Source organism: Kitasatospora sp. CM 4170 (genome assembly GCF_032110285.1).
GTDB lineage: Bacteria > Actinomycetota > Actinomycetes > Streptomycetales > Streptomycetaceae > Kitasatospora > Kitasatospora aburaviensis.
Map to the genome: position 1 here is coordinate 4,375,981 of NZ_CP134877.1, position 25,761 is coordinate 4,401,741.

The following is a 25,761-nucleotide window of genomic DNA, read 5'->3' on the forward strand; positions in this document are numbered from 1 at the left end:
ATGGGGTGGACGGAAGCGAGCACGATCCAGCGTTCACTGCTCGAGTGGGCGGAGGAGGCTGGCTGGGAGCGCCTTCAAGGGGAGGAGTTGCCGCGCGATGAGCATGACGTCATCGTCGAGAACTGGGCACGCGAGGCGTTACTCGCGCTGAACCCGGAGCTTGTCGACGACCCCGAGTCGGCAGACCTCGTTCTGCATGAGCTCAATCAGGCTGTCCTCGATGCGCACAACGGTCTCGTTGCGGCCAACGAGCGGCTGACCGTGATGCTTCGTGGCGACCACTCGTTCACGACGATCGACGGTAAGCATGTGCCTCGTCGGCTGATCGACTTCAAAGACCCCGATAATAACCGTTTCACTGTCGCTGACGAGGTCACCGTCAGCGGTGCAACCAAACCACGCCGGTTCGATGTCGTCTACTACGTCAACGGGTTCCCGCTGGTCGTTGCCGAGACCAAGACGCCTGTGAAGCATCAGGTCTCGTGGGTCAACGCCGCGAAGGACCTTCACGACGTGTACGAGGAGGAGTACCCGAACTTCTTCGCGACGAACGTCTTCAACGTCGCCACCGAGGGCCTGGAGCTCCGGATGGCGCCGATCCGTGCGGTCCCGGACCCCGACTCCGAGATCTGGGCCCCGTGGGGATCCACTGAGGACGACCCAAAAACCGTCACGGGCCCGGCTCGTGTCGAGCGGGCAGCGCGCTTGTTGCTGCGGCCGGAGACTATCCTGCCAATCCTCAATGACCTGGTGATGTTCCGTCACGCTCGGGACGCCTCCGAGGTCGACATCAAGTTCTTGCCTCGCTACCCGCAGTTCGAGGCGGCTCTGGCGATCCACGCCAAGGTGCTTGCTGGCCGTCCTGGCGGACTGATCTGGCATCATCAGGGATCGGGCAAGACCGAACTCATGGCGTTCGCCGCCGCCCGTCTGCTGCGCGATGACGCGGTGACGGAGAAACTCGGGAGCGCGCCTACGGTCATCGTGATCGCCGACCGTAGGGATCTGGTCCGGCAGACGGCGGAGATGTTCGAGACTGCGGGCATGCCGCGGATGACGGTGCCCCGCAACCGGCGCGAGCTGCACGCTCTGCTGCGCAGCGGTGAGCCGGGCGTGGTCATCACGACGGTGCACAAGTTCGCTGAGGCCGGCCATCTGAACAATCGGTCGAACATCGTGGTCCTCGTCGACGAGGCGCACCGCTCACATGAGGGGAAGCTCGGCGACGCGTGGCGCGCGGCGGTGCCGAACGCGAAGTTCTTCGGCGCGACGGGCACTGCGATCGAGGACAAGGACCGTTCGACGTTCAAGCTGTTCGGCGACCCTGACGACCCGGACTTTGTGATGTCGCGGTACACGCCGGAGCAATCCATCGCCGATGGGTTCACCAAGCCAGTGATCGTGGAGGGCCGGTCTGTCTGGTTCAACCTCGACAAGGAAGCCTTGGACGAGGCGTTCGATGAACTGGCCACAGAGGAGGGCCTGGACGAGGAGGAGAAGGTCTTCCTTTCGGGGAAGGCTTCTCACATCGAGACGATCCTTTCCAATCCCGAGCGCGTGGCGGCTGTGTGTGCCGACATCGTCGACCACTTCCTTACCTATGTCGCGCCTTTGGGACAGAAGGCTCAGGTCGTGGCCTACAACCAGCGCCTTGTGATTGCGTACGCCAGGGCTATCGAGGCCGAGCTGGAACGCCGTGCTGCAGCCATGCCGGACGGTCGACTCCGTGAGGTCGGTGTTGTGATGCACGTCGCCGACAGCAAGGAGACCCCGAAGGAGCACAAGAAGTACCTGCTCACTCCGGAGCAGGAGGAGGCGCTTAAGCGCCGCTTCAAGAAGGTTGATGACCCGATGTCGTTCATCGTCGTCACCGCGAAGTGGATGACTGGCTTCAATGCGCCCATCGAAGGTGTCCTGTATCTCGACAAGCCCGCCAAGGACACGAACCTCTTCCAGACGATCACGCGGCCCAACCGTCCGTGGAAGAACCCTGTCACCGGTCAGCGCAAGGACTTCGGGCGGGTCGTCGACTACATCGGTCTCGCGAGGGCAATCGGCAAGGCAGTCGCCGGCCCGAAGGTGAAGGACGACGAAGAGGACGAGCTCAACGTCACCGACGCCTCCAAGTTGGCGGGGAAGTTTGTCACCGACCTCACGCGTCTACTGCATCTGTTCGACGGTATCGACACCAGCGACTCGTCGTTCGAGTCGCTCGCCGAGGCTCACGAGCGGATTCCCGAGGGCGGCGGGCAGCGCACCGAGTTCATCGAGACCTACGTCGCGCTGCAGACGGTGTGGGAGTTCCTCGACCCGCACCCGATGCTCCGGCCGTTCGCAGGCCAGTACTTCTGGCTCGCGAAGGTGTACGAGTCGATCCGGCCCAAGGACGTCTCCAAGACGTTCCTCTGGGCACGTCTCGGCGCGAAGACCACGGATCTGATTCACGGCCACATGACTGATGTGGGCGTGAAGTCGATGCCGTCGAAGACAGTCACGCTCGACGCTGCCGGCCTGGCGCTGGTGAAGAAGATCGCCGAACAGCTGAAGCTCTCCGAGCGGCAGACGCCGGGGTCGAAAGCCGATGATGTGTACCAGGAGGTCCTTGACTCCATCGAGGCGCGTCTCAGGCGTCGGCTCGCCGATACCGAGAGCCCGGCATACCGGTCGCTGGCGGAGCGGATAGAGAAGCTGCGCGCCAAGGCGATCGAGAACGTCGAGGATTCGCTGGCGTTCCTCGAGGAAGCTCTGAAGATCGCTCAGGACGTGGTCGCTGCGGATCGGGCAGCGGAACAGGGCGACCAGGGAGCGCTCGATCGGCTGGCCGATCCGAAGCGTGGGGCGCTCACCCAGATCGTCGCGGAGAACACACCGCCTGGGCTGCACAAGATCGTTCCCGACATAGCCTCGCGGATCGACTCGATCGTCGTTGAGGTCGCCTATGCCGGTTGGAGCGCGAGCGACGCGGGCGACAAACGCGTTCGTCGCGAGCTGCGTTCCGTCTTGAAGGAGTACGGCTTGCCGATCAAGGGCGAGCTGTTCGACCGAACGTATGAGTACGTGCGGGAAAACTACTGAACGACCGGCAGGGTGCTGGCGGTGCCGCTGAGATGGATGTTTCGTCCTCCGCTACAGCTCACGCAGGCCCACCAGCACCCTGCTGATCAGCAAGGGGTCGGAGATCGGGCCGGTAGCTTCGGCGGGTTGCCCACGTTCCTTGGCTTGCCCCGTGCGGCCTGGACCGGACCGCCCAGAACCGTGAGGGAGAAGTTCCGCCCAGACGACCTTCCCGATCGCCGTGGCGGGGTAGTAGTAGCCCCAGCGGTTGGCCATCTTGCTCACCAGGAACAGTCCGCGTCCTCCAGTGGCTTCCAGGCCGACCTCGCGCCGTACTGGCGGCCGGGGATCGCGGTCTGCGACTTGGACGAGCAAGCCCGTTCCCGTCAGCTGGAGGGTGAGGGTGAACGTGCTGACATCGGCGAGGCTCGGGTACCCGGTGTTCTGCGGCTCGTTCTCGGCCGGATGTCGGACCGCGTTGGTGGCGAGCTCGGAGACGATGAGGTTGGCCGTCTCGATGACAGCGCCCGGGACTTGCCAACGGTGCAGGATGTCGGCGGAGTGCCGGCGGGCCCAGGGCACCGCGTTCGGGGTATCGGCCAAGGTCAGGTGGCTGATGTACGGATAGCCTTGAGACATGAGGTGCCTCCCGCTCGGGCTGCGTAGGCGTGCAGGTGCCTGCTGTTGGCGTTGATCAGCGGTCCCGCCGTCCCGTGGTGGCCGGATTGCCGGCCACCACGGTCAAAGGTCCTGTGCGCTCCGGGCGGCTCGCTCGCGGGCTACGCGGCTACTTCGTGGCGACCACGTAGACGCTGGCCCACTGGCGCTTCGGGTTGGCCATCGTGGGGTCGAAGGTCCACGGCTCGACGGTGCGGAAGCCCGCCTCGGTGAAGAGCTGGGCGAGCTTCTCGTGGTCGTACGCCCAGTAGTGGGGGTTGTAGGTCGGGTCGTCGTCCTGGTCGCGGAAGACGTAGTTGATGAGGTCGAGGTAGGTGTTCATGTCGCCTCGGCACTGCCGCTTGGCGTACCACCGTTCGATCATCTCGGCGGCCTGCTCCGGCGGCGCCGGGTACTCGTTCAGGACGAAGGCAGCGTCGGGGACGCCGGTGATGAGCTGGCCTCCGGGCGCGAGGACACGGTGGGCCTCGCGGGCGTAGGACTTGGCGGACCGCGGGTAGTCGATGTGCTCCAGGAAGTGCTCGGAGAACAGCGTCTCGGTGCTGGCATCAGCGAGCGGGATGCCCTCGCGCACGTCCCACAGGAGGTCGGCCGGCGGGACGATGTCGATGTTGAAGAAGCCGTCAATGCGGTGTCCGCCGCCGCCGATCTGGACCTTGGTGGGACCGGGCTTTAGGACGCAGTCGGGCAGGGCGGCGACGCTGGCCCGGTGGTGGCGGTGCAGTTCGATTTCCTTGACGGCCGCCCGGAGGGTTCGGGCGAGGCCGTGCGTGGTCGCGGGTGAGTCGAGGGTCTGGTCAAGCAGGGCGAGGAGCGCGGCTATCTGCTGGTCGTGCGGGGTCATCGGGGTCTCGCTTCCTGTGGCGCCTGGGTGGTGGTCAGGTGGTTCGGGAGCTGAGCTGGTCGATCTTCCACAGGCCCAGCCCGTTGCCGGGGTGGTGCTGGCCGCCGTCCGTGAAGTCGGTGTCGAAGTGCTCGATGGGCTCGGGCAGGTGGAACGGGGCCGCCTGAAGGTTGAGCGGGCGCCAGTGGGTGTCCGCGGTGTCGCGGTTCTCGGCCACGCAGACGTAGGTGGTGGCGAGCAGGTAGGTCGAGCGGCTGGCCGTCACGCGGTCGAGGAACGTGAGCACCTCGTGGTGGGTGAGGTGGACGAGGCAGTCCCGTGCGATGACGAGGTCCGCTGCCGGGATGTCGTCCCTGCTCAGGTCGGCCTGCCGGAAGGAGACGCGCTCGCTGCCGTGCCGTTCCTGGTTGAGCTGGACGAGGTCGGGGACAACGTCGAGGCCGACGTAGCCGTCCAGCTGGTCAAACCCGTCGACCTGGCGGATCCAGTTGACGTCACCGCATCCGGCGTCCGTAACGGTACGGATCGGGTAGCGCGCGAGAACCGAGGCGACGGCCGCCCGGACGGCCTCCGTCTGACGGATCTCGGAGCCGGGACCGGAGACCGACTCGGCAGATCCCCAGTGGTTGGTGCGGTAGATCTCGGTGAAGAGCGCCTCGGCGGGCTGGGTGGGTGCCGGCCAGGCGGCCGTGGACGGGGTGGTGGGGCCGTGGGTGGGCATGCGTCTCCTCTGCGATCGGTCGTCGAGGGGGATGGGGCAGCGGTCAGCGGCTGCTGTTGCGCATGAGCGTGTACTTGATGTCGACCAGGCGCGGCGCGATGCTGAGCGTCAGCTGCTCGGCCGGGTGGAGGTGCCCGGCGTCGTCAGGCTCGGCACGCCAGACGCGGTAGTCCAGGTTCGGGTAGGCGGGGTTGATGCCGATCTCGCCCTTGGGCATCGTGCCGTTGAACGGCGCGACGATGTCCATGTGGTTCCAGTAGTTCCAGGCTTGCAGGGCCTTGTGCTGGTCGAAGTAGAAGTAGAAGTCAGGGTAGCGGCCGAAGCTGCGGAGTTCGCGGTGGATGAGGTGGCCGAGCAGTGGGCCGAGTTGGGTGGCGAGGCTGTCGAACTCCCAGCGCGTGCGGTGCCAGGCTTCCGGTACCTGGCCGCTGGTGAAGAGCCGGGCGGCGACGAGGTAGCTGATCCGCTCGACCAAGTAGCTGCGAGCGTGGTCAGCGTCGATGGTCGGGTCCACCCGTTGGAGAAGCGTCGCCAGCTGCTGCGGGCGGGGGCGGAACCTGGCGAGGTTGAACTTGCCGGCCATGTCCGGGAAGGAGGCGAACAGCATCTCCTTGTAGAGCCAGTTGTTGAACTCCCCGAGGTCGGACAGCTGTCGGGTCCGTTCGGAGGTGGAGTGGAGCATCAGGTACTCGGCGAGGGCCTCGAAGTAGAGGTAGCCGAGGATGGGCAGCCGGGGGATGGCCGCATCCAGCAGCTGGAGGAAGCCCTCCGTGGCCACGGTCGAGCCCTGGTAGACGATGCCGGCGGCCAGGGCCAGGAACGCGGCCGAGTTCTTGATCCGGCCGACGACGGTCTCGCGCAGGTGGTGTCGCTCGGTCTTGCTGAGCAGGTACTCCAGGTCGGTGTAGATCTGCAGGTGGATCGAGCCCAGCCGCAGGTAGTCCACGCCTGCTAATCCGCGGTACGCCTGGGGCGGCGCGGTGATCTCAAAGATCAGCGGCGTGGGTGCGCGTCCACTCAGGCCGACCTTGGCGAGGGAGGCCGGGGCTTCCTTGGTGAGGACGTAGGCGGCCAGGTTGTGCATGCGAAAGCCGTGGTCAGTCGCTGTGAGCGGCGCACAGTAGATGCTGCCGACGAGGCATCCGCCGGAGGGATAGAGCACCCCGTCCTTGCTGATCTCTTCCAGGGCGTGGGTGACGTGGAGCAGGTGCAGCTTGCCGTCGCTGCTCAGGCTGTCGAAGAGTGCGTTCTTGCGGAGCAGGCTGCCGTTCGGCGTCTCGTCGGTCAGGCGCTTGCGCCAGGCGGCCGTCTGGGCTGCCAGGGGGTCGGCCTGCCCGGTGTCGGGCAGCAGCGCGGAGTCGAAGAAGGCGTGCGCGTCGGCCCACAGGTCGTAGGCGTTGCGGAGGCTCACGGCTACACCAGTCCCTTCTCGGCAAGCGCGTACAGGACGGCTTCGGCGCCGCTGGCCCCGGCAAGGTGTGCGGTCTCGGAGACGACGACGAGGTCGAAGGCCACGGCGCGGAGCTGGTCGAAGGCCGGCTCACGAACGTGCCGCGCGTCGGGCCACCAGCTGAGCTTCGGCAGGCGGTAACGGTCGAGCGCGTCTGCCGCCTTGACCAAGTCGCAGATGAGCCCGGCGCGGTGGTAGTCGGCCTGGTCGTCCAAGCAGAAGGCGCCGTACGGCACGTCGTGCAGGCGGATGGCGGTTGCTGCCTGGATGATCCGCCGGGGCGTTGCCACCAAGCCGAAGTGGGTCCAGACGGTGTCGGCGTTGGCGGCCAGCCAGACGGCGGCACGAGCACCGTGTCCACGGTCGTCCTGGTCGTGCAGGCGCTGGCAGTCGTGGACGGCTGCTGCCAGGACGACCGTGGCGGTCTCGGTGTCGTCCAGCTCGTGGATCTCAGCGAGCAGAGCGGCCAGTGCGGCGGTCCGCATGCTGTGCCTGAGACCGTGGAGCGAGTCGTGGAGGCGAGGCTCCGCCAGCCACGTTGCCGGAAGAGCGGACCGGCTCAAGAGGTGCTTCGAGGCCGGCCGCAGGGGCGGCGGCCAGGCCGCGCCGAGGTCGGGCCTGTTGGCCTTGATCCACTCAACGGTTGCCGGGTCCATGTACTGGTGGTGCGGCAGCTGCCTTCGGGCAGCCAGGTCGACCAGACTCGTGGTCGTCGGGGTCGTGCTCATCTGTGCCCACCCCCTTCTGGTGGTCTACCGCGGTGACGTGCTCCTACCGGATCGGCGCGGCCTGTGCCTCGCGGGCCTTGCGCTCCTGCTCGGCGGCCTCGAAGGCGGCGGCGAAGTCGGCCAGCTCCTGCTCGCTCATCAGCGTCACGCCGAGCTCGGCGGCGGCGTCGACGATCTGGGCGGACGCCTCGTCGCGGGCGGCGTCCGAGGCACCGTCGTCGAGCAGCACCTCGAACTCGGCGTGATAGCCCCATGCCTCGCTCCACTTGAGGGCGATCTCCACGCCCTGGAAGCGGAAGTTGTGGCGGAAGTTGAACGCCTCGTGCATCGCGGACTCGAAGCCGAGCGCGTTGAACACCTTCACGGCCGCCGGGACGTCCTCTCGGGCGATCGCGAATTCGGTCTCGTGGAAGGCGGCGCCCTGGCCGATCTTGCTGCCCTTGAGGGTGATCTTGGCGGTGCCGGCAGCCGTGTTGTCCGTGACCTTCAGCAGCTGCTCGGGCAGCACGTAGAAGTAGATGTGCTTGGCGTCGTCGCCCAGGTCCTCGCCGTCCTTACGCAGGCGGTCCATGAGCTGGGCGTGGGTCTCCTTGTCGAAGCGGGCGCGCATCTCGATCTCGACAGCCACGGTCGTGTCTCCTCGTTTCAGGCATGGCGAATCCAGCCGAACCAAGGCGGGGTGGCCCCTGGCTGGTCCGGATGGGGCGGTATGGAGTTGGTGGTGGAGCCGGGTGGTGCGGCGGGCCGTCACTTCACCGGCCGCACCACCCGAGATGGATCAGCCCAGGTCGCCGAAGCGCTCGCGGATCACGCCGGCGTGCAGGTAGTTCGGCAGCGGGACGCCGCCGACCGCCACGCGGGTGGTCGCCACCTGGTCCTCGGTCTCGTTCGGGAAGCCCTCCAGGAGCTGGAGGCACTGCTGGACCCACTCGCGGGACTTGGGCCAGTCGCCAGCGTCGCGGAGGCGGACCGCCAGTGCGTAGGCGGTCTCGGTGGCCGCCCAGCGGTCGGTCGCCAGCTCGCGCTGGAAGATCGACTCCAGCTCCTCGGCGGAGGCCAGGCGGGTCTGGTTGGTCATGGTGCCCTCTCAGATCGGACGGTGGTGCCCCGGTGGTGGTCAACGCAGCGGCGTCTCAGCGGTGACGCCGCGATCGGCCTAGTTGGTGAAGATCTCGGCCAGCGTGCGGTACTCGTGCAGCTCGTCCTTGTCGAACCACAGCTCGACTTCCTGCGCGGCCTCCTCCTTGTTGCCGGAGGCGTGGACCAGGTTGGCCACGGCCTTGCCGACTGCCACGCTGCCCGCAGAGCTCATGTGCGAGAGGTCGCCGCGGATCGTGCCGGCCGGTGCCTGGTTCGGGTAGGTGCTGCCCACGATCTTCCGGACGGTGGCGATGGCGTCGTAGCCCTCCAGTACCAGGGCGATGACCGGCCCCTGCTGCATGAAGGTGGCGGTGAGGTTGTAGACCTCTGCCCCCAGCCGCTCTTCGAGGTCGAAGTAGTGCTTGCGGGTGAACTCTTCGTCCATCCACTTCATCTTGACGCCGACGATCTTCAGCGCGGCATCCTCGAAGCGCGAGATGATCCGGCCTCCGAGGCCGCGCACCAGCGCGTCGGGCTTGAGCAGGACGAGCGTGCGCTCGACCGTGTGGACCTGGTCCTCGGCCATCAGTTCCCTTTCAGCTTGCTGGCATTCAGGCATGACGAACGATCAGCCCGTCATGAACTGAGGTTACCGGCGCTGGCGAGCCACTTTCGGCGCTCCGCCCTACCCCCCGAACGGGTGAACCCTGCGCGGCCCGGTGGTGTTCGACCGCCATCCTGGCGACACGGCGGTCTCGCGGGCTTAATCGCCCAACTCGCTGTCCTGCTTGGGGTACTCACCTAGAATCTCCGAGGGGGTCGGCGTGTACGTCCTGTTGCTCCCAGGTGCTTCCAGAGCTCAAGTTGCCGAGATGAGCCTGGCCTTGGGGTGCCGACCGCAAGTCTTCCGGCATCCACGCCGCGCAGCGATGAAGCGCCAGTGCAGTCGATGTGCATCTTCGACGCACGCCTTCCTGCACTGCAGCGACCACGACGGAGAGGGAACGGCGTTGGACGTCATCGAGGTCTGGAGCGGTCGTTACGCCTGCCTGCTCCAGTCCGCCCTCCGCCTCACCAACGAGGCTTTCGCCAATCAGCTCGGGATCGCGGTGAGAACGGTGGCCACATGGCACGCCGACTCCTCCGTTGTGCCGAGAGCCGAGATGCAGCAGCTCCTCGACGCCGCGCATGAGAGAGCTACCGACGCCGCCCGTCAGCGCTTCGCCCTCCTGGTAGCGAAAGAACGCGGCGACGGAGCCTCCGTATCCGGCACGCCAGCTGCGCAGGCCCTGCGGGTGGCCATCGCGGTTGTCCTCCGGCAGGGCGACGTGCTGCTGGTCTGCCGGCGCGACGACGACGCGTCCGGGATCAACTGGCAGTTTCCCGCTGGGGTGATCAAGCCCGGCGCGAAGCCGGAGACCGCGACTGTCCGGGAGACGCTGGACGAGACCGGGGTTCACTGTGCCGTCCGCAGGAGCCTCGGCAGCCGTGTCCACCCCGTGACGGGCGTGCTGTGCGAGTACTTCCTGTGCGAGTACCTGGCTGGAGAGGCGACCAACACCGACGCCGTGGAGAACGTTGACGTGATGTGGGTTCCTCGAAACTCGGTGACCCGATTCATCGACGCCGATACGATCTTCCCACCCATCCTGGCCGCCCTGGAGGAGCAGACGTGACACATCAGACTGCCGAGGAACGCCCGGGAATCGCTGCCGCGATCGTGGTCAACGAAGGCCGTGTCCTGATGGTCCGGCGCCGGATCAGCGAGGGCCAGCTCTCCTGGCAGTTCCCGGCAGGTGAGATCGAGGCCGACGAGTCGCCTGAGGAGGCGGCTGTCCGTGAGACGGCGGAGGAGACTGGGCTCGGCGTAACCGCCGTCAAGCTCCTGGGCCAGCGGGTTCACCCGAAGACCGGCCGATTGATGTCGTATACGGCCTGCGAGGCCATCAGTGGCAACGCCGAGGTGGTCGACACGGAGGAGCTAGACCAGCTCGCTTGGGTGGCTCTCACCGAGATCCCCGAATATGTGCCGTACGGGCTCTTCGAGCCGGTGCAGGAGTACCTGGACACCACCCTCGGCAGCTGATCCAACTTCGACGGAGACGGCCGTGCGGGCGGCCCACCGGCTGGTGTACCGCCCGCACGGCTGTTGACCAACGGCGTCCTGCCCTAGATGTTCTGACTCGTGAGGTTGGGGACGCGGCTGGCGGGTGGCTTGCCTGCGAGTGCTGTGTGTCCGCGGTGGTGATTGTAGGTGTGGAGCCAGGCGGGGTAGGCGTCGCGGCGTTCCTGTTCGGTGCGGTAGGGCCTGGCGTAGGCCCATTCGTCGAGCAGGGTGCGGTTGAAGCGTTCGACCTTGCCGTTGGTCTGGGGCCGGTAGGGCCGGGTTCGCTTGTGCGTGATGCCTTCGGCCGCGAGGGCATCGCGCCAGGTCCGGGAGCGATAGCAGGAGCCGTTGTCGGTCAGCACGCGCTGGACGGCGATCCCGGCCCGGGCGAAGAACTCGCTTGCCCGGGCCCAGAAGGCGGTGGCGGTCTCCTTGCGCTCGTCGGGCAGGATCTCGCTGTAGGCCAGGCGGGAGTGGTCGTCCACGGCGTTGTGGAGGTAGCTGTAGCCCGCGCCGGAACGGGTCTTGCGGCCGGCCTCACGGCCCAGGATCTTGTGGCCGCCGCCGTCGGGGATGTTGCCGAGCTTCTTGATGTCGACGTGGACCAACTCGCCCGGTGCGGCGCGTTCGTAGCGCCGCACCGGGCGAGCGGTCGCGCGGTCCAGGTGGGCCAGGCGGGCGAGCCGGTAGCGGGTCAGCACGCGGTGCACGGTCGCTGGGTTGAGCCGCAGCAGGTAGGCGATGCGGGCCGGGCCCCAGCGGCGCAGGACGCGGACCTTGATGATCCGCCGCTCGGTGCGCGACGGGGTCCGCCGGGGGCTGCGGTGCGGGCGGCTGGAGAGGTCGCTCATACCGGCCTCGCCCAGCGCCCGGTAGCGGTCCGCCCAGCGCTTGGCCGTGGTGGGCGAGACCTGGAAGCGCTCGGCGGCCCGCCGCAACGGCCAGCCGTCGTCGACCACGCAGCGGGCCAGGCGCAGGCGTCCGGTCTCGGTCAGCGGTGCGTTACGGTGTGGCATGAGGGCCTTTCTGGCTGAGGTGCAGATGTCGCAATCCACACCGAGCCAGAAGGCCCTCACTCATTTCAAGATCACCACGCCGTGAGCCCTGTCACCAACCTCCGTGGTCAGTACACCTAGACCGCCAGAGCTGCCGCGAAGCTCACCCCCTCCTACGGAGGACCAAGGCGGAGATTCACGCCAAGACCTGCCGCCTAAGCGGAGAAGGCCACGCGGAAGGCGGCAAGGTAAGCAATGTCCAAGGCCCAGAAGTCCAAGCACTAAACCAAGATCATCGCCGGCAGCTGCCCACATGGTCAAGCAACAACAAAGGCCCAGGTCATGGGTTAGATGACCTGGGCCTGCTCTGAGCCGCCTGCGGGATTCGAACCCGCGACCTACGCATTACGAGTGCGTTGCTCTGGCCAACTGAGCTAAGGCGGCGCCGCTGCCGAGTGTGTCGGCAACGCGGGCCAGTCTACACAGGTTCGGGGGGTGATCCGTACCCGGTTCTCCGGTGGGGTCAGGCGGAGGAGACGGCGAGCTTGGCGGCGAAGCCGGCGAAGAGGACGGCCACGCCGCTGGTGAGGCCGGCGGAGAGGCGCCGGCGGCGGCGGAAGGCGGCGGCGAGGGTGGTGCCCGCGAAGATCAGCATGGAGAGGTAGAGCAGGCTGAAGGTCTGCAGGATGCCGCCGAGGAGGGCGAAGGAGAGCGCCGGCCGGCCGTAGGAGGGGTCGACGAACTGGGTGAAGAAGGAGAGCAGGAAGAGGATGGCCTTGGGGTTCAGCAGGCTGATCACCAGGGCGCGGCGGAACGGGCGCTCGGTGGACTCCGGGGCGGGCGCCGCGGCGGCGGCCTCGGGGCCGGCGGCGCGGTGTTCGCGCCAGAGCCGGCGGGCTGCGCGGAGCATGCCGACGCCGATCCAGAGCAGGTAGGCGGCGCCGCCGAACTTCACCACGGCGAAGACGGCCGGGTTGGCCTCCAGGAGCGAGGCGGCGCCCAGCGAGGTGAGGCTGATCAGGGTGAAGTCGCCCACGAAGACGCCGGCGGCGGCGGTGTAGCTGGTCCGGACGCCCTTGCGGGCGGCGACGGACAGCACGTAAAGGGAGTTGGGGCCGGGGAGGAGGATGATGACGAGGGCGCCGAGGACGTAGGTCGCCAGGTCGTTGACTCCGAGCACGGTGCGCTCCGGTGGGGGTGACAGGTGGGGCGGGGCGCTCATCGTAACGTCGTACCGCGAGATGTTGAAGCGGAAATCATCTGCTTCTTGTAAGCCCCGTGGCGCATCTGCGGTCATCACCCCGCGCACGGTCACCGGGCGCCTGCGACGCGCCCGCGCCCGCCCGCGCCGCGCGCGCCCGCGCACCCTCCGGCCGTCGCTAGGCCCCGCAGCGCTTCCCGTTCTCCGGCGCGTCGCCGCCCAGCAGGTACCGGTTGACGGCGCCGTCGACGCAGGCGTCGCGGCGGCCGTAGGCGGTGTGTCCGTCCCCGTCGTAGGTCAGCAGCCGGCCCGACTCCAGCTGGCCGGCCAAGGCCTGCGCCCACGCGTACGGGGTGGCCGGGTCCCGGGTGGTGCCGACGACGACGATCGGGGCCGCGCCGGCCGCCCGGACGGTGTGTGCCGAACCGGTGGCCCGCACCGGCCAGTAGCTGCAGGTGAGCGCCATCCAGGCCATGTCGCGGCCGAACCGCGGCGAGGACTGCTCGAAGTCCGGCACGGCCCGCTGGACGTCGGCCGGGCCGCCGAAGGGGGCCGGCAGGTCCAGGCAGTTCACCGCCATGTTGGCGAACATCAGGTTGGGGTACGAGCCGTCCGCGCCCCGGTCGTAGTACGAGTCCGAGAGCTTGAGCAGGCCGGTGCCGTCGCCGGCCTTGGCGTCGGCGAGCGCGGTGCGCAGCCGCGGCCAGAGGAAGTCGGCGTACATGGCCTGGATGACGCCCGTGGTGGCCTGGGCCTCGGTCAGCCGGCGGCCGGAGTCGGCGGTGGGCAGCGGCCGCGCGTCGACGGCCTGGAACAGCGCGGTGAGCTGCTCGCCGGCCTGCTGCTCGGTCCGGCCAAGGGGGCAGTCCTCGCGCTTGGCGCAGTCCTTGGCGAAGGCCGCCCAGGCGGTCTCGAAGCCGCCGGCCTGGGTGCGGTTGCCGCCGAGCGAGTCGAGCGACGGGTCCATCGCGCCGTCCAGCACGATCCGGCCGGTGCGGGAGGGGAAGAGCCCGGCGTAGGTCGCGCCGAGGAAGGTCCCGTACGACTTGCCGACGTAGTTGAGCCGCTCGTCCCCGACCAGTGCCCGCAGGACGTCCATGTCCCGGGCGGCCTCGACGGTGCCGAGGTGGCCGAGCCGGTCGCCGGCCTGCCGGCGGCAGCCCTCGGCGAACTCCTTGTCGGCGGCCACCAGGGCGTCGATCTCGGCCTGGTCGTCGGGGGTGATGTCGACGGCGGTGTAGGCGTCCATCCGCTCGCCGTTCAGGCAGGTGACCGGGCTGCTGCGGCCGACCCCGCGCGGGTCGAGGCCGACCAGGTCGTACCGGGCGCGCACACCGCTGTCGAAGCTGCTCGCGGCGGCCTCCACGTACTCGACCGCCGAGCCGCCGGGCCCGCCGGGGTTGAGCAGCAGCGAACCGAGCCGGCCGGCACCCGCGGAGCCCGGGCCGCTCCCCGGGTCGGCCGGGAGTGCCGGGGCCCGGACCGCCGACAGGACGAGGTCCCCGCCCTCCGGGTGCGCGTAGTCCAGCGGCACCTTGAAGGTGGTGCACTCGAAGCCGTCGTCGCAGGGCTGCCAGCTGAGCTTCTGCCCGTAGTACGGAGCCAGCGCGGTGGGGACGGCCGCCGGGAGCGGTTCCAGCGCCGTGACGCCCGGCCGGGCGTCCCCCGCCGGCGTCCCCGAGGCCGACGCCGCCGCGGCAGCCGAGGACGGCCCTCCGCCGGCCGCCGGGCCCTGGGCGGCCGTCGACCCGACCGTGTCCGACGAGGCGGAGCCGGGAGTGGACGCGGTGGTCGACGCGGCGGAGGAGCACCCGCCGAGCAGCAGCCCGGCCGCCGCCAGCAGCGCGGCCACCGCCGTCGTGTGCCGGTCCCGCTCTGCCCTCATCCGCTCCCCCTCGGGTGCAGGGGCGCGGCCGGTGCCGGCACCCCGGGTACGTCGAAGCGTAGTCCTCGCCGCGGCCCTGCTCAGGACGCCTTGGCCAGGGTCTCGGCCAGGTACTGCACCGCCTGCCGGACCAGTCGCAGCCGCTCCCGGTCCGGCGTGTAGTCCTGGACGTTCTCGGAGATCCGCACGTCGGCGCGGGCCGCCGCGCCGGTCCCGCCGCGCAGCGCGGCCTGCAGCTTGCGGGCGGCGTCCAGCCCCGCGGCGTCGCCCTTGGCGGCGGCCAGCAACAGCTTGGGGGCGGCGTTGGCGGGGGCCTCGGCTCCGGTCAGGGCGAGCGCGGCGGTGTCGAACCGGCCGGAGACGGCGGCGGCCGCGCCGTACAGGTCGGGGCGCGCCAGACCGGCGGCCGCGGCGCAGGGCGCGCCGCCCTCCACCCCGAGCGTGCCCCAGGAGGCCGGGCCGGGCGGCAGGGTCCGGAAGGAGGCCGCGATGGTGGTGCGCAGCGCGGCGTCGTCGGCGACGGCCTGCGGCGCGGCGGCGACCAGGTCGCAGGGGTGCTCGGTGCCGTTCGGCGCCTCGGGGGCGACCAGGATGAACGGGCGGGCCTTGCCGGTCTGCACGGCCGAGCTCAGGCCCTCGAACACGTCGGGGACCTCGGCGTCGGCGGTCTTCCGCGGGGTGGCGGCCTGCATCACGACCACGGGGAACCGGGCGTTCGGCTCCTTGGCGTACTGGGCCGGCAGCCAGACCCGGACGTTGCGCGGGTGTCCGTCCGGCCCCAGGACGGCGGACTGCAGCAGCTCGCCGCCGCCGGGGTGGCCGACGCTGTCGAACCGGCTGGTCACCGGCGCGGCCGCCGGGGCGGCGCCCGGGGCGGACGCAGCGGCGGGCACGGCGGGCACGGCGGCGGGAGCGGGTGCGGGCGCGGTGGCCGGCGCGCCGTCGGCCGCCGGGGGCGCCGCCTGCCGCCCGCCCGCGGCGGCGGTGCCGTCGGCGGGGTCCACGGCCAGCTCGGCGGCCCCGGACCGCGACTCCGACGACCCGAACACCCCGAACGTCCCCAGCGCCGTCAGCACGGTGAGCAGCGTGACGAAGACGCCGCAGACCATCGCGCCGGCCGCCCGCATCAGCATCGGCCGCTGGTCACCGGTCAGCTCGTAGGTCTCCGCGGCCCGCAGGTCGCGCCAGCGCAGCAGGGCGCCGCGGGCCAGCCAGACACCGCCCGCGGCGGCGGCGAGCAGGGGGATGACGAGGAGCGAACGGACCATGGGACGCACCGCCTCGGGAGGAGGGCCGGGCCACCGGTGGGGGCCGGTGCCGGACGGGACGCGACGGCCCCGCCGTCGGGGCGCAGTCGGCCCCAGCGTGCAAGACGACCCGGCGGTCACACGCGGGTGTGCGCGGCGCGTACAACCCGTTCACTCGAAGGTGGGACGTGCGGCTAGCGCGGGAAGCCCTACCCGGTGCCGCCGTCACGGGCCCGCGACCTGCCCGGAGCGCACCGGGGACCGGCGTCCTGCGGGACGCCGCCCGCTCGCGCTTCAGCCCGCCCGCAGCGCGACCGTCATCGCCTCCACCGCGAGCAGCGGGTCGACGTTGCGGTCCAGCGCCTGCCGGCAGGCCAGCACGGCCTCGATCCGCCGCAGCGTGCTCTCCGGCGGACCGGCCTGGGCGACCCGGTTCAGCGCCTGCCGCTGGTCCTCGTTGGACAGCGCACCGGCCGAACCGAGCTGCAGGGCGAGCACGTCCCGGTAGAAACCGAGCAGGTCCAGCAGGGCGACGCCGAGCGTCTCCCGGCGGGTCCGGGTAGCGCGGCTCTTCTGCCGCTTCTCCAGCTCCTTGACCGCCCCCGCCATGCCGCGCGGGGCCTTGCCGCCCTCGGCCGCGCCGTACGCGGCCTTGAGGTCGTCGGTCTCCTTGGCGTCCTGGGTCTCGGCGAGCGCCTCGGCGTCGGCCTTCGCGGTGTCGACGAGACGCTGGGCGGCCGCCAGGCAGCCGCCGATGTCGGAGACCTCCAGCGGGATCCGCAGCACCTCGGTGCGCCGGGTGCGGGCCTGGTCGTCCACGGCGAGGCGGCGGGAGCGCTCGATGTCCCCCTGCCCGGCGAGCGCGGCCAGCCGGGCGGTCTCCGGGTCGACGCCGTCCCGCCGGACCAGCATGTCGGCGACGGCCTCGGCGGCGGGCTGGCGCAGCACCAACAGCCGGCAGCGCGAGCGGATGGTGGGCAGCACGTCCTGCACGGAGGGCGCGCAGAGCAGCCAGACGGTGCGCGGGGACGGTTCCTCGACGCCCTTCAGCAGGGCGTTGGCGGCGGCCTCGGTGAGGCGGTGGGCGGCGTCGACCAGGATCACCGACCAGCGGCCGCCGGTCGGGTAGCTGGACGCGCGCAGCACCAGGTCGCGCATGTCGCCGACGCCGATCGACAGGCCGTCGGTACGGACGTACTTCACGTCGGCGTGGCTGCCCGCCATCACGGTGTGGCAGCCGTCGCAGAAGCCGCAGCCGGGCGTGCCGCCGAGCGCGAGGTCCGGGCTGGTGCACTGGAGGGCGGCGGCGAAGGCGCGGGCGGCGGTGGTCTGACCGGCCCCGGGCGGTCCGGTGAACAGCCAGGCGTGCGTCATCAGCGAGGCGTTGCCGCCCGGCTCGGGCGCCGCTCCGCGCCCGGCGGCGACCGTGGCCCCGGCCGCACGGGCGGCGGCGGTCAGCTGCTCGACCACCCGCTCCTGGCCCACCAGGTCGTCCCAGACGGCCACTGCTGCTCCCAAGCTCGGTACGAGCCACCTCGTACGGACTGCTGCCTCGTGCTGATCGCCCTGCGCGGGCCGCCCTACGCGGGCTGCCCCGCGCGAACTCGGCCGTGCGGATCGGCCCCGCGGAATCCTGGTGCGGACTCCGCGCCCGGCCCGGGCCGGCCCGTCTGCCGTGCCCGCGCCGCCCCGGTGGCCGCCGTGCCCCGGGCACACGACCCGGGGCGGTTTCCGCCGTCGAGCATACGTGGCGGGAACGACAGCGGGCGGTGCCGCCGGAGCACCACGCCCCGACCGCACCGCCCACCACCGTCTCGGCTCGTCCGGCCTCCGACGTCCGGCCTCCGACGTCCGGCCTCCGACGTCCGGCCTCCGACGTCGGGCCACCGGCCTCCGGTCCTACTGCCGACCCTCGGGCGCCGGCCTCCGGTGCTACGCCGGGTCAGCCCCGGCGCCGCCAGCGCCGGCCCTTGCCCTTGTCCCCGGTGCCGTCCTCCCCGCGGTCGCCCTGACCGGGCTGAGCGGGCTGACCGGGTTCACCCGGCCGACCGCCCTGGTCCGCCGTACCGGCGCCGTAGCTGACACGCGGGTCACGGGGGCCGGACTCCGTGGCGCCGCCCTGCTCCCAACGGACCCACTCGTCACGCGAGCCGAGCAGGGTGTCGGTGAGGCTCGGCAGGTCGTCCATCGGCGTCTCCTCGGCCCAGGAGGGCCGGGGCCGCGGCTCGGCGGCCGGCTGCTGTTCCTCGTCGTCGTCGACCACGGGCAGCTCGCGCGTGGTGTCGACCGGCTGCTCCTGGGCGGCGCGCCCGGCCGGCTCGTCCCGCCAGAGACCCGGCGGCACCCGGCCGGCCTGACCGGCCTGGCCTGCCTGGCCGGCCGACTCGATCCGGGGCAGCACCTCGGTCCGGTCGGTGGCGGCACGGTCGGTGTCCGTCGCGGGGATCCGGGGCAGCACGGCCGTCTCGTCCGCCGCCGCGGGAGTCGTCGGCGCCGCCGGGGGCACCGGCGCACCGGGCACGACCGGCAGCTTGGCCGTCGCGTCGACCTCCGGGGCACCACCGGCCCGAGACCCACCGGCCCGAGCCGCAGCCTCGCCGGCCGCAGCCGCCTCGGCGGCCCGGACGGCCGCCCGGCGGTCCCGCTCGGAGATCTCCTGCGTGGCGTCGTCGGCGCCCCGCTCCTTCACCACCCGCAGCTCGGTGGTCACCGCGTCACCGGGCGTCTGAGCCGGAGCCGGAGCCGGAGCCGGAGCCGGAGCCGCGGACGGCGCCGGAGCCGCGGCAGCAGCCGCCCGCTCCGCCCGCTCGGCCGCCTCCGCCGCAGCGGCAGCCGCCGCCGCCAGCGCCGCGGCCTGCGCCAGCCGGGCCTCCTCGGCCCGCTGCAGTGCCTCCTCGGCACGACGGCGCTGCTCCTCGCGCTGCAGCTCCCGCTGCCGCTGGAGCTCCGCCTGCGCGGCGGCCTCCTCGGCGAGCCGCTTGCGCTCGGCGGCCTCGGCGGCCAGCCGCGCCTCCTCGGCCGCGCGCAGCTTCGCCTCCTCCTCGGCACGCCGGCGGGCTTCCTCCTCCGCCTTGCGCCGGGCCTCCTCGGCCGCCTTGCGCGCCGCCTCCGCGGCCTTGCGCTCGGCCTCCTCCTTCGCCAGCCGCTCCTTCTCCGCCTGCTCGGCCCGGAGCTGCTCCAGCAGCTCCTGCCGCTTGCGCTCGGCGGCCTCGGCCTCGGCCTTCTTCCGCGCCTCCTCGGCCGCGCGGCGCTCCGCCTCCTCGCGGGCGAGCCGCTCCTGCTCGACGCGGGCGGCCTTCTCCTGCTCGGAGAGCGGCAGCTCGCGGTCGAGCCGGTGGCGGATCGCCGTGGTGACGAAGCCGGGCTGCTGGCTGCCGTCGACGACCAGGTAGCGGGCCGGGTCGGCGGCCGCCAGCGCGAGGAAGCCCGCGCGAACCCGCTGGTGGAACTCGGTCGGCTCGGACTCCAGCCGGTCCAGCGCCTCGGTGAACCGCTCCCGGGCCTTGGTCGGGTCCACGTCCAGGACGACGGTCAGGTCGGGCAGCAGCCCGCCGATCGCCCAGCGCGAGATCCGGGCCACCTCGGTCGCGGCCAGGTCGCGGCCGGCGCCCTGGTAGGCGATGGAGGAGTCCATGTAGCGGTCGGTGATCACCACCGCGCCGCGGGCGAGCGCGGGCCGGATCACGTTCTCGACGTGCTCGGCGCGGTCGGCGGCGTAGATCAGCGCCTCGGCGCGGTGCGAGAGGCCGGTGTTGGCGACGTCCAGGACGAGGCCGCGCAGCCGCTGGCCGACCGGGCTGCCGCCGGGCTCGCGGGTGAGCACCACTTCGTGGCCCTTGCCGCGGATCCACTCGGCGAGCGCCTGCGCCTGGGTGGACTTGCCGGCGCCGTCGCCGCCCTCCAGCGCGATCAAGAAGCCGGTACCGGTCGTCCGGTGCGGCGGGAGGCCGGCACCGCCGCGGACGGCGTCCAGCAGGTCCCGACCGAACGGCGCGATGCCCCGGCGGTCGTCGGTCTTGAGCAGCACGACGGCGGCGAGCACCAGGGTGAGCAGGCCCGCGGTGGCCACCGCGAGGGCCGCACCGCCGTGGATGAAGGTGAACGAGCCGGGCTCGACCGTGCCGAACGCGACGTTCCCGTAGGCGGCGGCGATCAGCGGGACGACGACCAGCGCGGCGGCCACCACGGCCCGCAACACCGCGAACAGGTGCTCGGTGACCTTCGGCAGCCGGGCCTCCTCGACCTCCTGGGCGAGCAGGGTGCGCCCGGTCGAGACGACGATCCCGGCGGCCAGCGCCGCCAGCACGGTCAGCAGCAGGACGAGCACGAAGTTCAGCACCAGGCCCGCGAGGATCAGCGCGACGCCCTCGACCAGCAGCGCGAGCGCGAGCAGCCGGCGGCGGGAGAGCGCGGGCAGGGTCGCCCTGGTCATCCGGACGCCGAGCGCCGGGACGCCGACGGCGGCCAGCACCAGCAGGCCGTAGCCGATCGGCCCGGCGCGGTGCTCGGCGGCGGTCAGCAGCGCGAGCGCGGCGACGCCCGCCATCGAGGCGTACCCGGCGGCGACCGCGAAGGTGAAGTAGGGGGCGGAGCCGGTGCGGCCCTTGCGCAGTGCGGGGCCGGGCGTGGAGTCGGTCGGCGCGCGCAGGCCCTGGAGCGGGGAGTGCGGGGCGACGGCCACCGGGCCGCCGGGCAGCTGCTGCAGGTAGACCCGGACGGCCGAGACGGCGAACAGGGCGGCCGCACCGAGCGCGGCGAAGGTGGTCTGGTGGGCGCGCAGCCAGTCCGAGCCGAGCGCCGCGAAGACGTTGTTGACCAGGGTGAGCGCGACCAGCGCGGTGGCGGCCAGGGGCACGGTGCCCCAGCCGGTGCGGCGGTCCAGCGTCCGGACGGTGTCCAGGTCCGCGGCGGACGGGCGCTGCTCGGCGGCCGGTGCGTACGGGTTGGCCGGGGGGAGCAGGCCCGGCACGGCGGCGGCCTTGGCGATCGCCCAGACCCGCTCGGCGGCGCCGGTCACGAAGACGGTGCCGAGCAGCACGTACGTCGCGGCGGCGGACGGCCTGGGGCCGGAGCTCAGCCAGACGATCCACCACGGTGCGAGGCCGACCAGCACGGCCCGCAGCGCGTCCGCACCGAAGAGCGTCCAGCGGCGGTCCAGCTTTCCGGCGAGCAGCCCGTGCACCGGGCCGAGCAGGGCGACGCCGACCAGCCCGGTGGCGGCCAATCGGGCGGCGAAGACCGCGGCGACCGCGAAGGCGAGGTTGCGCGGCAGGTCGCCGAACTGGCCGCCGAGGGCGGCGGCGATCACGGTCAGCGCGAGCAGCACCAGGAACCCGAGCCGGTCGGCGGTGCCGCCGATCAGCTGGGTGGTCCAGAGCCGCCGGTACGGGCGCAGCCGCAGCAGCGCGCGGGCCCGCTCACCGGGGGTTCCGGCGGGCACGACCTCCAGGAGGTCGGGCGTGCCGGGTCTCGCGGCCGCGGGGGCGCTGGGGGTGGGCTGCTCCTCGCTCGTCATACGGTCAGCGTAGCGGTCGGGGCAGGCCGGAAAAGAGGGGAGCGGGCCTCCGGATACCGGTCATTGCAGGGTTGTGACGCAGTCCGCACGGCTCCCCGACGGCCGCGGGCCCGCACCTCTCCCGGGGAGGGAGGGGCGCGGGCCCGGGGTTCCGCCGACGCGGGCGGATCAGCCCTCGTCCGTGGCGGTCTCGCTCGTCGCGGACTCGCTCGTCGCGGACCTGCTCGCCGCGGTCTTCTTGGCGGCCGTCTTCTTCGCGGTCGCCTTGGCCGTGGTCGTCTTCTTGGCCGCGGTCTTCTTCGCCGCCGTCTTGGTCGCGGCGGTCTTGGCGGCCGTCTTCTTGGCGGCCGCCTTCTTCGCCGGGGCCTTCTTGGCGGTCTTCTTCACCGGACCGCGCGCCCGCTTCTCCGCCAGGAGCTCGTAGCCGCGCTCCGGCGTGATGGTCTCGACGTCGTCGTCCTTGCGCAGCGTGGCGTTGGTCTCGCCGTCGGTGACGTACGGGCCGAAGCGGCCGTCCTTGACCACCACTGGGCGCTCGCTGACCGGGTCGGTGCCCAGCTCCTTGAGCGGCGGGGCGGCGGCGGCCCGCCCGCGCTGCTTGGGCTGCGCGTAGATGGCCAGGGCCTCCTCCAGGGTGACCGTGAACATCTGCTCCTCGTCGGCGAGCGAGCGGGAGTCGGTGCCGCGCTTGAGGTACGGGCCGTACCGGCCGTTCTGCGCGGTGATCTCCACGCCCTCCGCGTCGACGCCGACCACGCGCGGCAGCGAGAGCAGCTTCAGCGCGTCGTCCAGCGTGACGGTGTCCAGCGACATCGTCTTGAGCAGCGAGGCGGTGCGCGGCTTCACGGCGTTCTTGCCGGTCTTGGGCGTGCCCTCCGGCAGGATCTCGGTCACGTACGGACCGAAGCGGCCCTTCTTGGCGACCAGCATGTTGCCGCTCACCGGGTCCGGTCCGAGCTCGTAGTCGCCGCTCGGGCTGGCCAGCAGCTCCTCGGCCAGCTCGACGGTGAGCTCGTCCGGCGGCAGGTCGTCCGGGATGTCGGCGCGCTGGCCCGGCTCGCCCTCGACGGCGGAGGCGCGCTCGACGTACGGGCCGTAGCGGCCGACCCGCAGGGTGATGTCGTCGCTGATCCGGAACGAGCTGATCTCCCGGGCGTCGATCGCGCCGAGGTCGGTGACCAGTTCCTTCAGGCCGCCCAGGTGGTCGCCGTCGCCGTTGCCGGCCTCGGCGGCGCCGCCGGTCGCGTGGCCCTCGCCCTCGCCGAAGTAGAAGCGCTTCAGCCACGGGACGGACTGCGCCTCACCGGCGGCGATCCGGTCGAGGTCGTCCTCCATCTTCGCGGTGAAGTCGTAGTCGACCAGCCGGCCGAAGTGCTTCTCCAGCAGGTTGACCACGGCGAAGGAGAGGAACGACGGCACCAGCGCCGTCCCCTTCTTGAAGACGTAGCGGCGGCCGATGATCGTGTCGATGATCGAGGCGTAGGTGGAGGGGCGGCCGATCTCCCGGTCTTCCAGCTCCTTGACCAGCGACGCCTCGGTGTAGCGGGCCGGCGGCTTGGTCGCGTGGCCCTCCGGGGTGAGCTGCTCGGCGGCCAGCGGGTCGCCCTCGGAGACCTGCGGCAGCCGGCGCTCGCGGTCGTCGAGCTCGGCGTTCGGGTCGTCCGCGCCCTCGACGTAGGCCTTGAGGAAGCCGTGGAAGGTGATGATCTTGCCGGAGGCGGAGAACTCGGCGTCCCGGCCGTCCGAGGCGCGGCCGCCGACCTTGACGGTGACGGACTGGCCGACCGCGTCCTTCATCTGGGAGGCGACGGTGCGCATCCAGATCAGCTCGTAGAGCCGGAAGTCGTCACCGGTCAGACCGGTCTCGGCCGGGGTGCGGAAGCGGTCGCCGGACGGGCGGACGGCCTCGTGCGCCTCCTGCGCGTTCTTCACCTTGCTGGCGTAGGTGCGCGGGGCGTCCGGCAGGTAGTCGGCGCCGTAGAGCTGGGTGACCTGCGCGCGGGCGGCCGTGACAGCGGTGTCCGAGAGCGTCGTCGAGTCGGTACGCATATAGGTGATGAAGCCGTTCTCGTACAGCTTCTGGGCCACCTGCATGGTCCGCTTGGCGCCGAAGCCCAGCTTGCGGCTGGCCTCCTGCTGCAGCGTGGTGGTGCGGAACGGCGCGTACGGCGAGCGGCGGTAGGGCTTGGACTCGACGCTGCGGACGCTGAACGCGGTCTGCTCCAGGGCGGCGGCCAGCGCGCGGGCGGCCTGCTCGTCCAGGTGCAGGGTGTTGGTGCTGCTCGCCTTCAGCCGGCCGTCCGGGCCGAAGTCGCGGCCGCTGGCGATCCGCTTGCCGTCGACGGCGGAGAGGCGGGCGCCGAAGGTCTCCGGGTTGGCGGCGTCGGCCGGGGTGCGGCCGGTGCCGAAGGTGCCGACCAGGTCCCAGTAGGAAGCGGTGCGGAAGGCCATCCGCTCGCGCTCGCGCTCGACCACCAGGCGGGTCGCGACCGACTGCACGCGGCCGGCCGAGAGCTTCGGCATGACCTTCTTCCACAGCACCGGCGAGACCTCGAAGCCGTAGAGGCGGTCGAGGATCCGGCGGGTCTCCTGGGCGTCGACCAGGCGCTGGTTCAGCTCGCGCGGGTTGGCCACGGCCTCCTGGATCGCCGACTTGGTGATCTCGTGGAACACCATGCGGTGCACCGGCACCTTGGGCTTCAGGACCTGCTGGAGGTGCCACGCGATGGCCTCGCCCTCGCGGTCCTCATCGGTGGCGAGGAAGAGCTCGTCGGACTCCGCGAGCAGCGACTTCAACTTGCTGACCTGGGACTTCTTGTCAGCGTTGACGACGTAGATGGGAGCGAAGTCGTGGTCGACGTCCACGCCGAGGCGGCGCACCTCGCCCGTGTACTTGTCCGGGACCTCGGCCGCCGTGCTGGGCAGGTCCCGGATGTGCCCGACGCTCGCCTCGACGATGTAGCCGGGGCCCAGGTAGCCCTTGATCGTCTTCGCCTTGGCCGGCGACTCGACAATGACGAGTCGCTGTCCGTGCGCGGTCTCGCTGCTCGGGGACACCTTCGCTCTTCTCTCCCGGTCGTTATGTGAGCTGGTCGGCGCTGGCAGCACGGGCTGCGCTCCGCCCGACCCCTCCACCGTCCCGGGGCTGCCGCTGTACGACGACCCCACCAGCGGAGTGTGACCGTACCCCGGCCACCCTTGTCAAACGGACGGATCCTGCTTTTTCACCGGCAAGGCCGACCGACGCCACTCGAACGGTAACCCGATGATGGAGGATCGCGCCCCGTGGAGGGGGGCTTCGGCGGGTTTCGAAGGATGGAATGACGGATTTCAAGATCTGTCAACGGAAATTCGCCGCACCGGCGGCCGGGGCGGTGGCGGTGGTACGGGCGCGATGGCGGTGGTAGGGGTGCGGCGTCGGGGGTAGGGGTGGCCAGCGCCTCGGCCCGCGGCGGCAGAGGGCTGCGGGTGGTGGCCGAGGACGGCGGGGTGGGGGCTGGCCGGGGGCGGGTACCCGGGTACGGCTCAGCGGGTGGCTACGGCCGCCAGTAGGACGGCGCCCGCGGCCAGGCAGCCGGCGCCGAGCGCCGCCCACAGCAGATCCGTCAGAGCGACCCGGCCGGTCTCTGCCACTGCCAGCACCACGCGGTTCGGGCGGCGCGGGTCATAGGCGACCCGGACGGAGGCCCCCGGCACCAGGCCAGGCGGACGGCGGAGCGGGGTGTGGCCACGCGGCCGGGTGATCACCGCCTCGGAGCAGCGGGCGGCACCGGGCCCGCCGACCGCGGCCAGGGCGGAGAAGGAGAGCAGCGGCGCGCTGTCGAGTTCGCCGTGCGCATCGATCTCGGCCACCACGGTGGCCACCGCCGGCACGCCGCGCCGCCGCAGCCGGTGACGAAGGCGCACTTCAGCGGCGCACCAGAGCAGCAGCGCGCCCCCGAAGAGCGCGAGCACCGCGCCGCCCACCGTCGCCGTCGTCGGCTCCACCCCTCGCCCCCAGCTCTGTCCACAGCCTGTGGACAGAGCCTCACAGTCGACGGCCAACGAGGGACAGACGTTCGACGACTGCCGGGCAAATCGGGGGCCACCGCGAGATGAACCCGAATGGCCTGCCCGCGCCTCGCGAGGACGGGCAGACCGAGGGCTGTCGGCGGCCCGGGCTGTCGGTGGCCCGGGCTGCGGACAGCCTGAACCGCGGGTGGCCCGGGCTGCAGGTGGCCCGGGCTGCGGACAGCCCGGGCCTCGAAACGATCGGC

19 protein-coding genes and 1 tRNA gene are annotated in these 25,761 nt (G+C 71.4%); 3 read left to right on the plus strand and 17 right to left on the minus strand.

What is annotated here, in order from left to right:
* Positions 1–3,075, plus strand: a complete 3,075-nt coding sequence (locus RMN57_RS18470; RefSeq protein WP_313764461.1) for an HsdR family type I site-specific deoxyribonuclease — start codon at positions 1–3, stop codon at positions 3,073–3,075.
* Positions 3,076–3,126: 51 nt separating this feature from the next.
* Here the strand turns inward: RMN57_RS18470 and RMN57_RS18475 are convergent, their stop codons facing one another.
* The 8 genes from RMN57_RS18475 to RMN57_RS18510 all read right to left on the minus strand — a co-directional run bounded on the left by RMN57_RS18475 (position 3,127) and on the right by RMN57_RS18510 (position 9,141).
* Entirely contained in the window at positions 3,127–3,693 is a 567-nt protein-coding gene (locus RMN57_RS18475) for an ATP-binding protein (RefSeq protein WP_313764462.1), read from the minus strand.
* A 148-nt stretch (positions 3,694–3,841) separates the two neighbouring features.
* Positions 3,842–4,576: a methyltransferase domain-containing protein gene (locus tag RMN57_RS18480; protein WP_313764463.1), complete on the minus strand. Its 735-nt coding sequence runs from the start codon at positions 4,574–4,576 to the stop codon at positions 3,842–3,844.
* Positions 4,577–4,610: 34 nt separating this feature from the next.
* Entirely contained in the window at positions 4,611–5,297 is a 687-nt protein-coding gene (locus tag RMN57_RS18485) for a class I SAM-dependent methyltransferase (RefSeq protein WP_313764464.1), read from the minus strand.
* A 43-nt stretch (positions 5,298–5,340) separates the two neighbouring features.
* A complete protein-coding gene (locus RMN57_RS18490) occupies positions 5,341–6,708 on the minus strand; it encodes a hypothetical protein (RefSeq protein WP_313764465.1) in 1,368 nt (455 codons plus the stop codon).
* A gap of 2 nt (positions 6,709–6,710) precedes the next feature.
* Positions 6,711–7,475 (minus strand): hypothetical protein, encoded by a 765-nt coding sequence (locus RMN57_RS18495; protein ID WP_313764466.1) that lies wholly within the window; start codon positions 7,473–7,475, stop codon positions 6,711–6,713.
* A 43-nt stretch (positions 7,476–7,518) separates the two neighbouring features.
* A complete protein-coding gene (locus RMN57_RS18500; RefSeq protein ID WP_313764467.1) occupies positions 7,519–8,103 on the minus strand; it encodes a hypothetical protein in 585 nt (194 codons plus the stop codon).
* 150 nt (positions 8,104–8,253) lie between these two features.
* Positions 8,254–8,553 (minus strand): hypothetical protein, encoded by a 300-nt coding sequence (locus tag RMN57_RS18505; protein WP_033346891.1) that lies wholly within the window; start codon positions 8,551–8,553, stop codon positions 8,254–8,256.
* Positions 8,554–8,631: 78 nt separating this feature from the next.
* Positions 8,632–9,141, minus strand: coding sequence for a nucleoside-diphosphate kinase (locus RMN57_RS18510; protein ID WP_033346890.1), 510 nt, complete (start codon positions 9,139–9,141; stop codon positions 8,632–8,634).
* Between the two features lie 424 nt (positions 9,142–9,565).
* Here RMN57_RS18510 and RMN57_RS18515 point away from each other — a divergent pair, with 424 nt between their 5' ends.
* A complete protein-coding gene (locus RMN57_RS18515) occupies positions 9,566–10,231 on the plus strand; it encodes an NUDIX domain-containing protein (protein ID WP_313764468.1) in 666 nt (221 codons plus the stop codon).
* A complete protein-coding gene (locus RMN57_RS18520) occupies positions 10,228–10,641 on the plus strand; it encodes an NUDIX hydrolase (RefSeq protein WP_313764469.1) in 414 nt (137 codons plus the stop codon). Before RMN57_RS18515 ends, RMN57_RS18520 begins: the two co-directional genes overlap by 4 nt.
* Before the next feature lie 83 nt (positions 10,642–10,724).
* On the opposite strand, the gene RMN57_RS18525 is transcribed toward RMN57_RS18520, so the two are convergent.
* From RMN57_RS18525 to RMN57_RS18565, 9 genes are all read right to left on the minus strand, one after another.
* Entirely contained in the window at positions 10,725–11,678 is a 954-nt protein-coding gene (locus RMN57_RS18525) for an IS481 family transposase (protein ID WP_313764470.1), read from the minus strand.
* Between the two features lie 349 nt (positions 11,679–12,027).
* Positions 12,028–12,101: transfer RNA gene (locus tag RMN57_RS18530), tRNA-Thr, on the minus strand.
* A gap of 79 nt (positions 12,102–12,180) precedes the next feature.
* Positions 12,181–12,837: a leucine efflux protein LeuE gene (gene leuE / locus RMN57_RS18535; RefSeq protein WP_313767876.1), complete on the minus strand. Its 657-nt coding sequence runs from the start codon at positions 12,835–12,837 to the stop codon at positions 12,181–12,183.
* 199 nt (positions 12,838–13,036) lie between these two features.
* Entirely contained in the window at positions 13,037–14,743 is a 1,707-nt protein-coding gene (locus RMN57_RS18540) for an alpha/beta hydrolase (protein ID WP_313764471.1), read from the minus strand.
* Between the two features lie 80 nt (positions 14,744–14,823).
* Positions 14,824–16,011, minus strand: a complete 1,188-nt coding sequence (locus RMN57_RS18545; RefSeq protein ID WP_313764472.1) for a hypothetical protein — start codon at positions 16,009–16,011, stop codon at positions 14,824–14,826.
* 273 nt (positions 16,012–16,284) lie between these two features.
* Complete coding sequence (locus RMN57_RS18550) at positions 16,285–17,496, minus strand: DNA polymerase III subunit delta' (protein ID WP_313767877.1); 1,212 nt, start codon at positions 17,494–17,496, stop codon at positions 16,285–16,287.
* Positions 17,497–17,932: 436 nt separating this feature from the next.
* Complete coding sequence (tmk, locus tag RMN57_RS18555) at positions 17,933–21,505, minus strand: dTMP kinase (RefSeq protein ID WP_313764473.1); 3,573 nt, start codon at positions 21,503–21,505, stop codon at positions 17,933–17,935.
* A 168-nt stretch (positions 21,506–21,673) separates the two neighbouring features.
* Positions 21,674–24,562 (minus strand): type I DNA topoisomerase, encoded by a 2,889-nt coding sequence (gene topA / locus RMN57_RS18560; protein WP_313764474.1) that lies wholly within the window; start codon positions 24,560–24,562, stop codon positions 21,674–21,676.
* Positions 24,563–25,030: 468 nt separating this feature from the next.
* Complete coding sequence (locus RMN57_RS18565; RefSeq protein WP_313764475.1) at positions 25,031–25,492, minus strand: DUF3592 domain-containing protein; 462 nt, start codon at positions 25,490–25,492, stop codon at positions 25,031–25,033.
* Positions 25,493–25,761 lie beyond the last annotated feature (269 nt).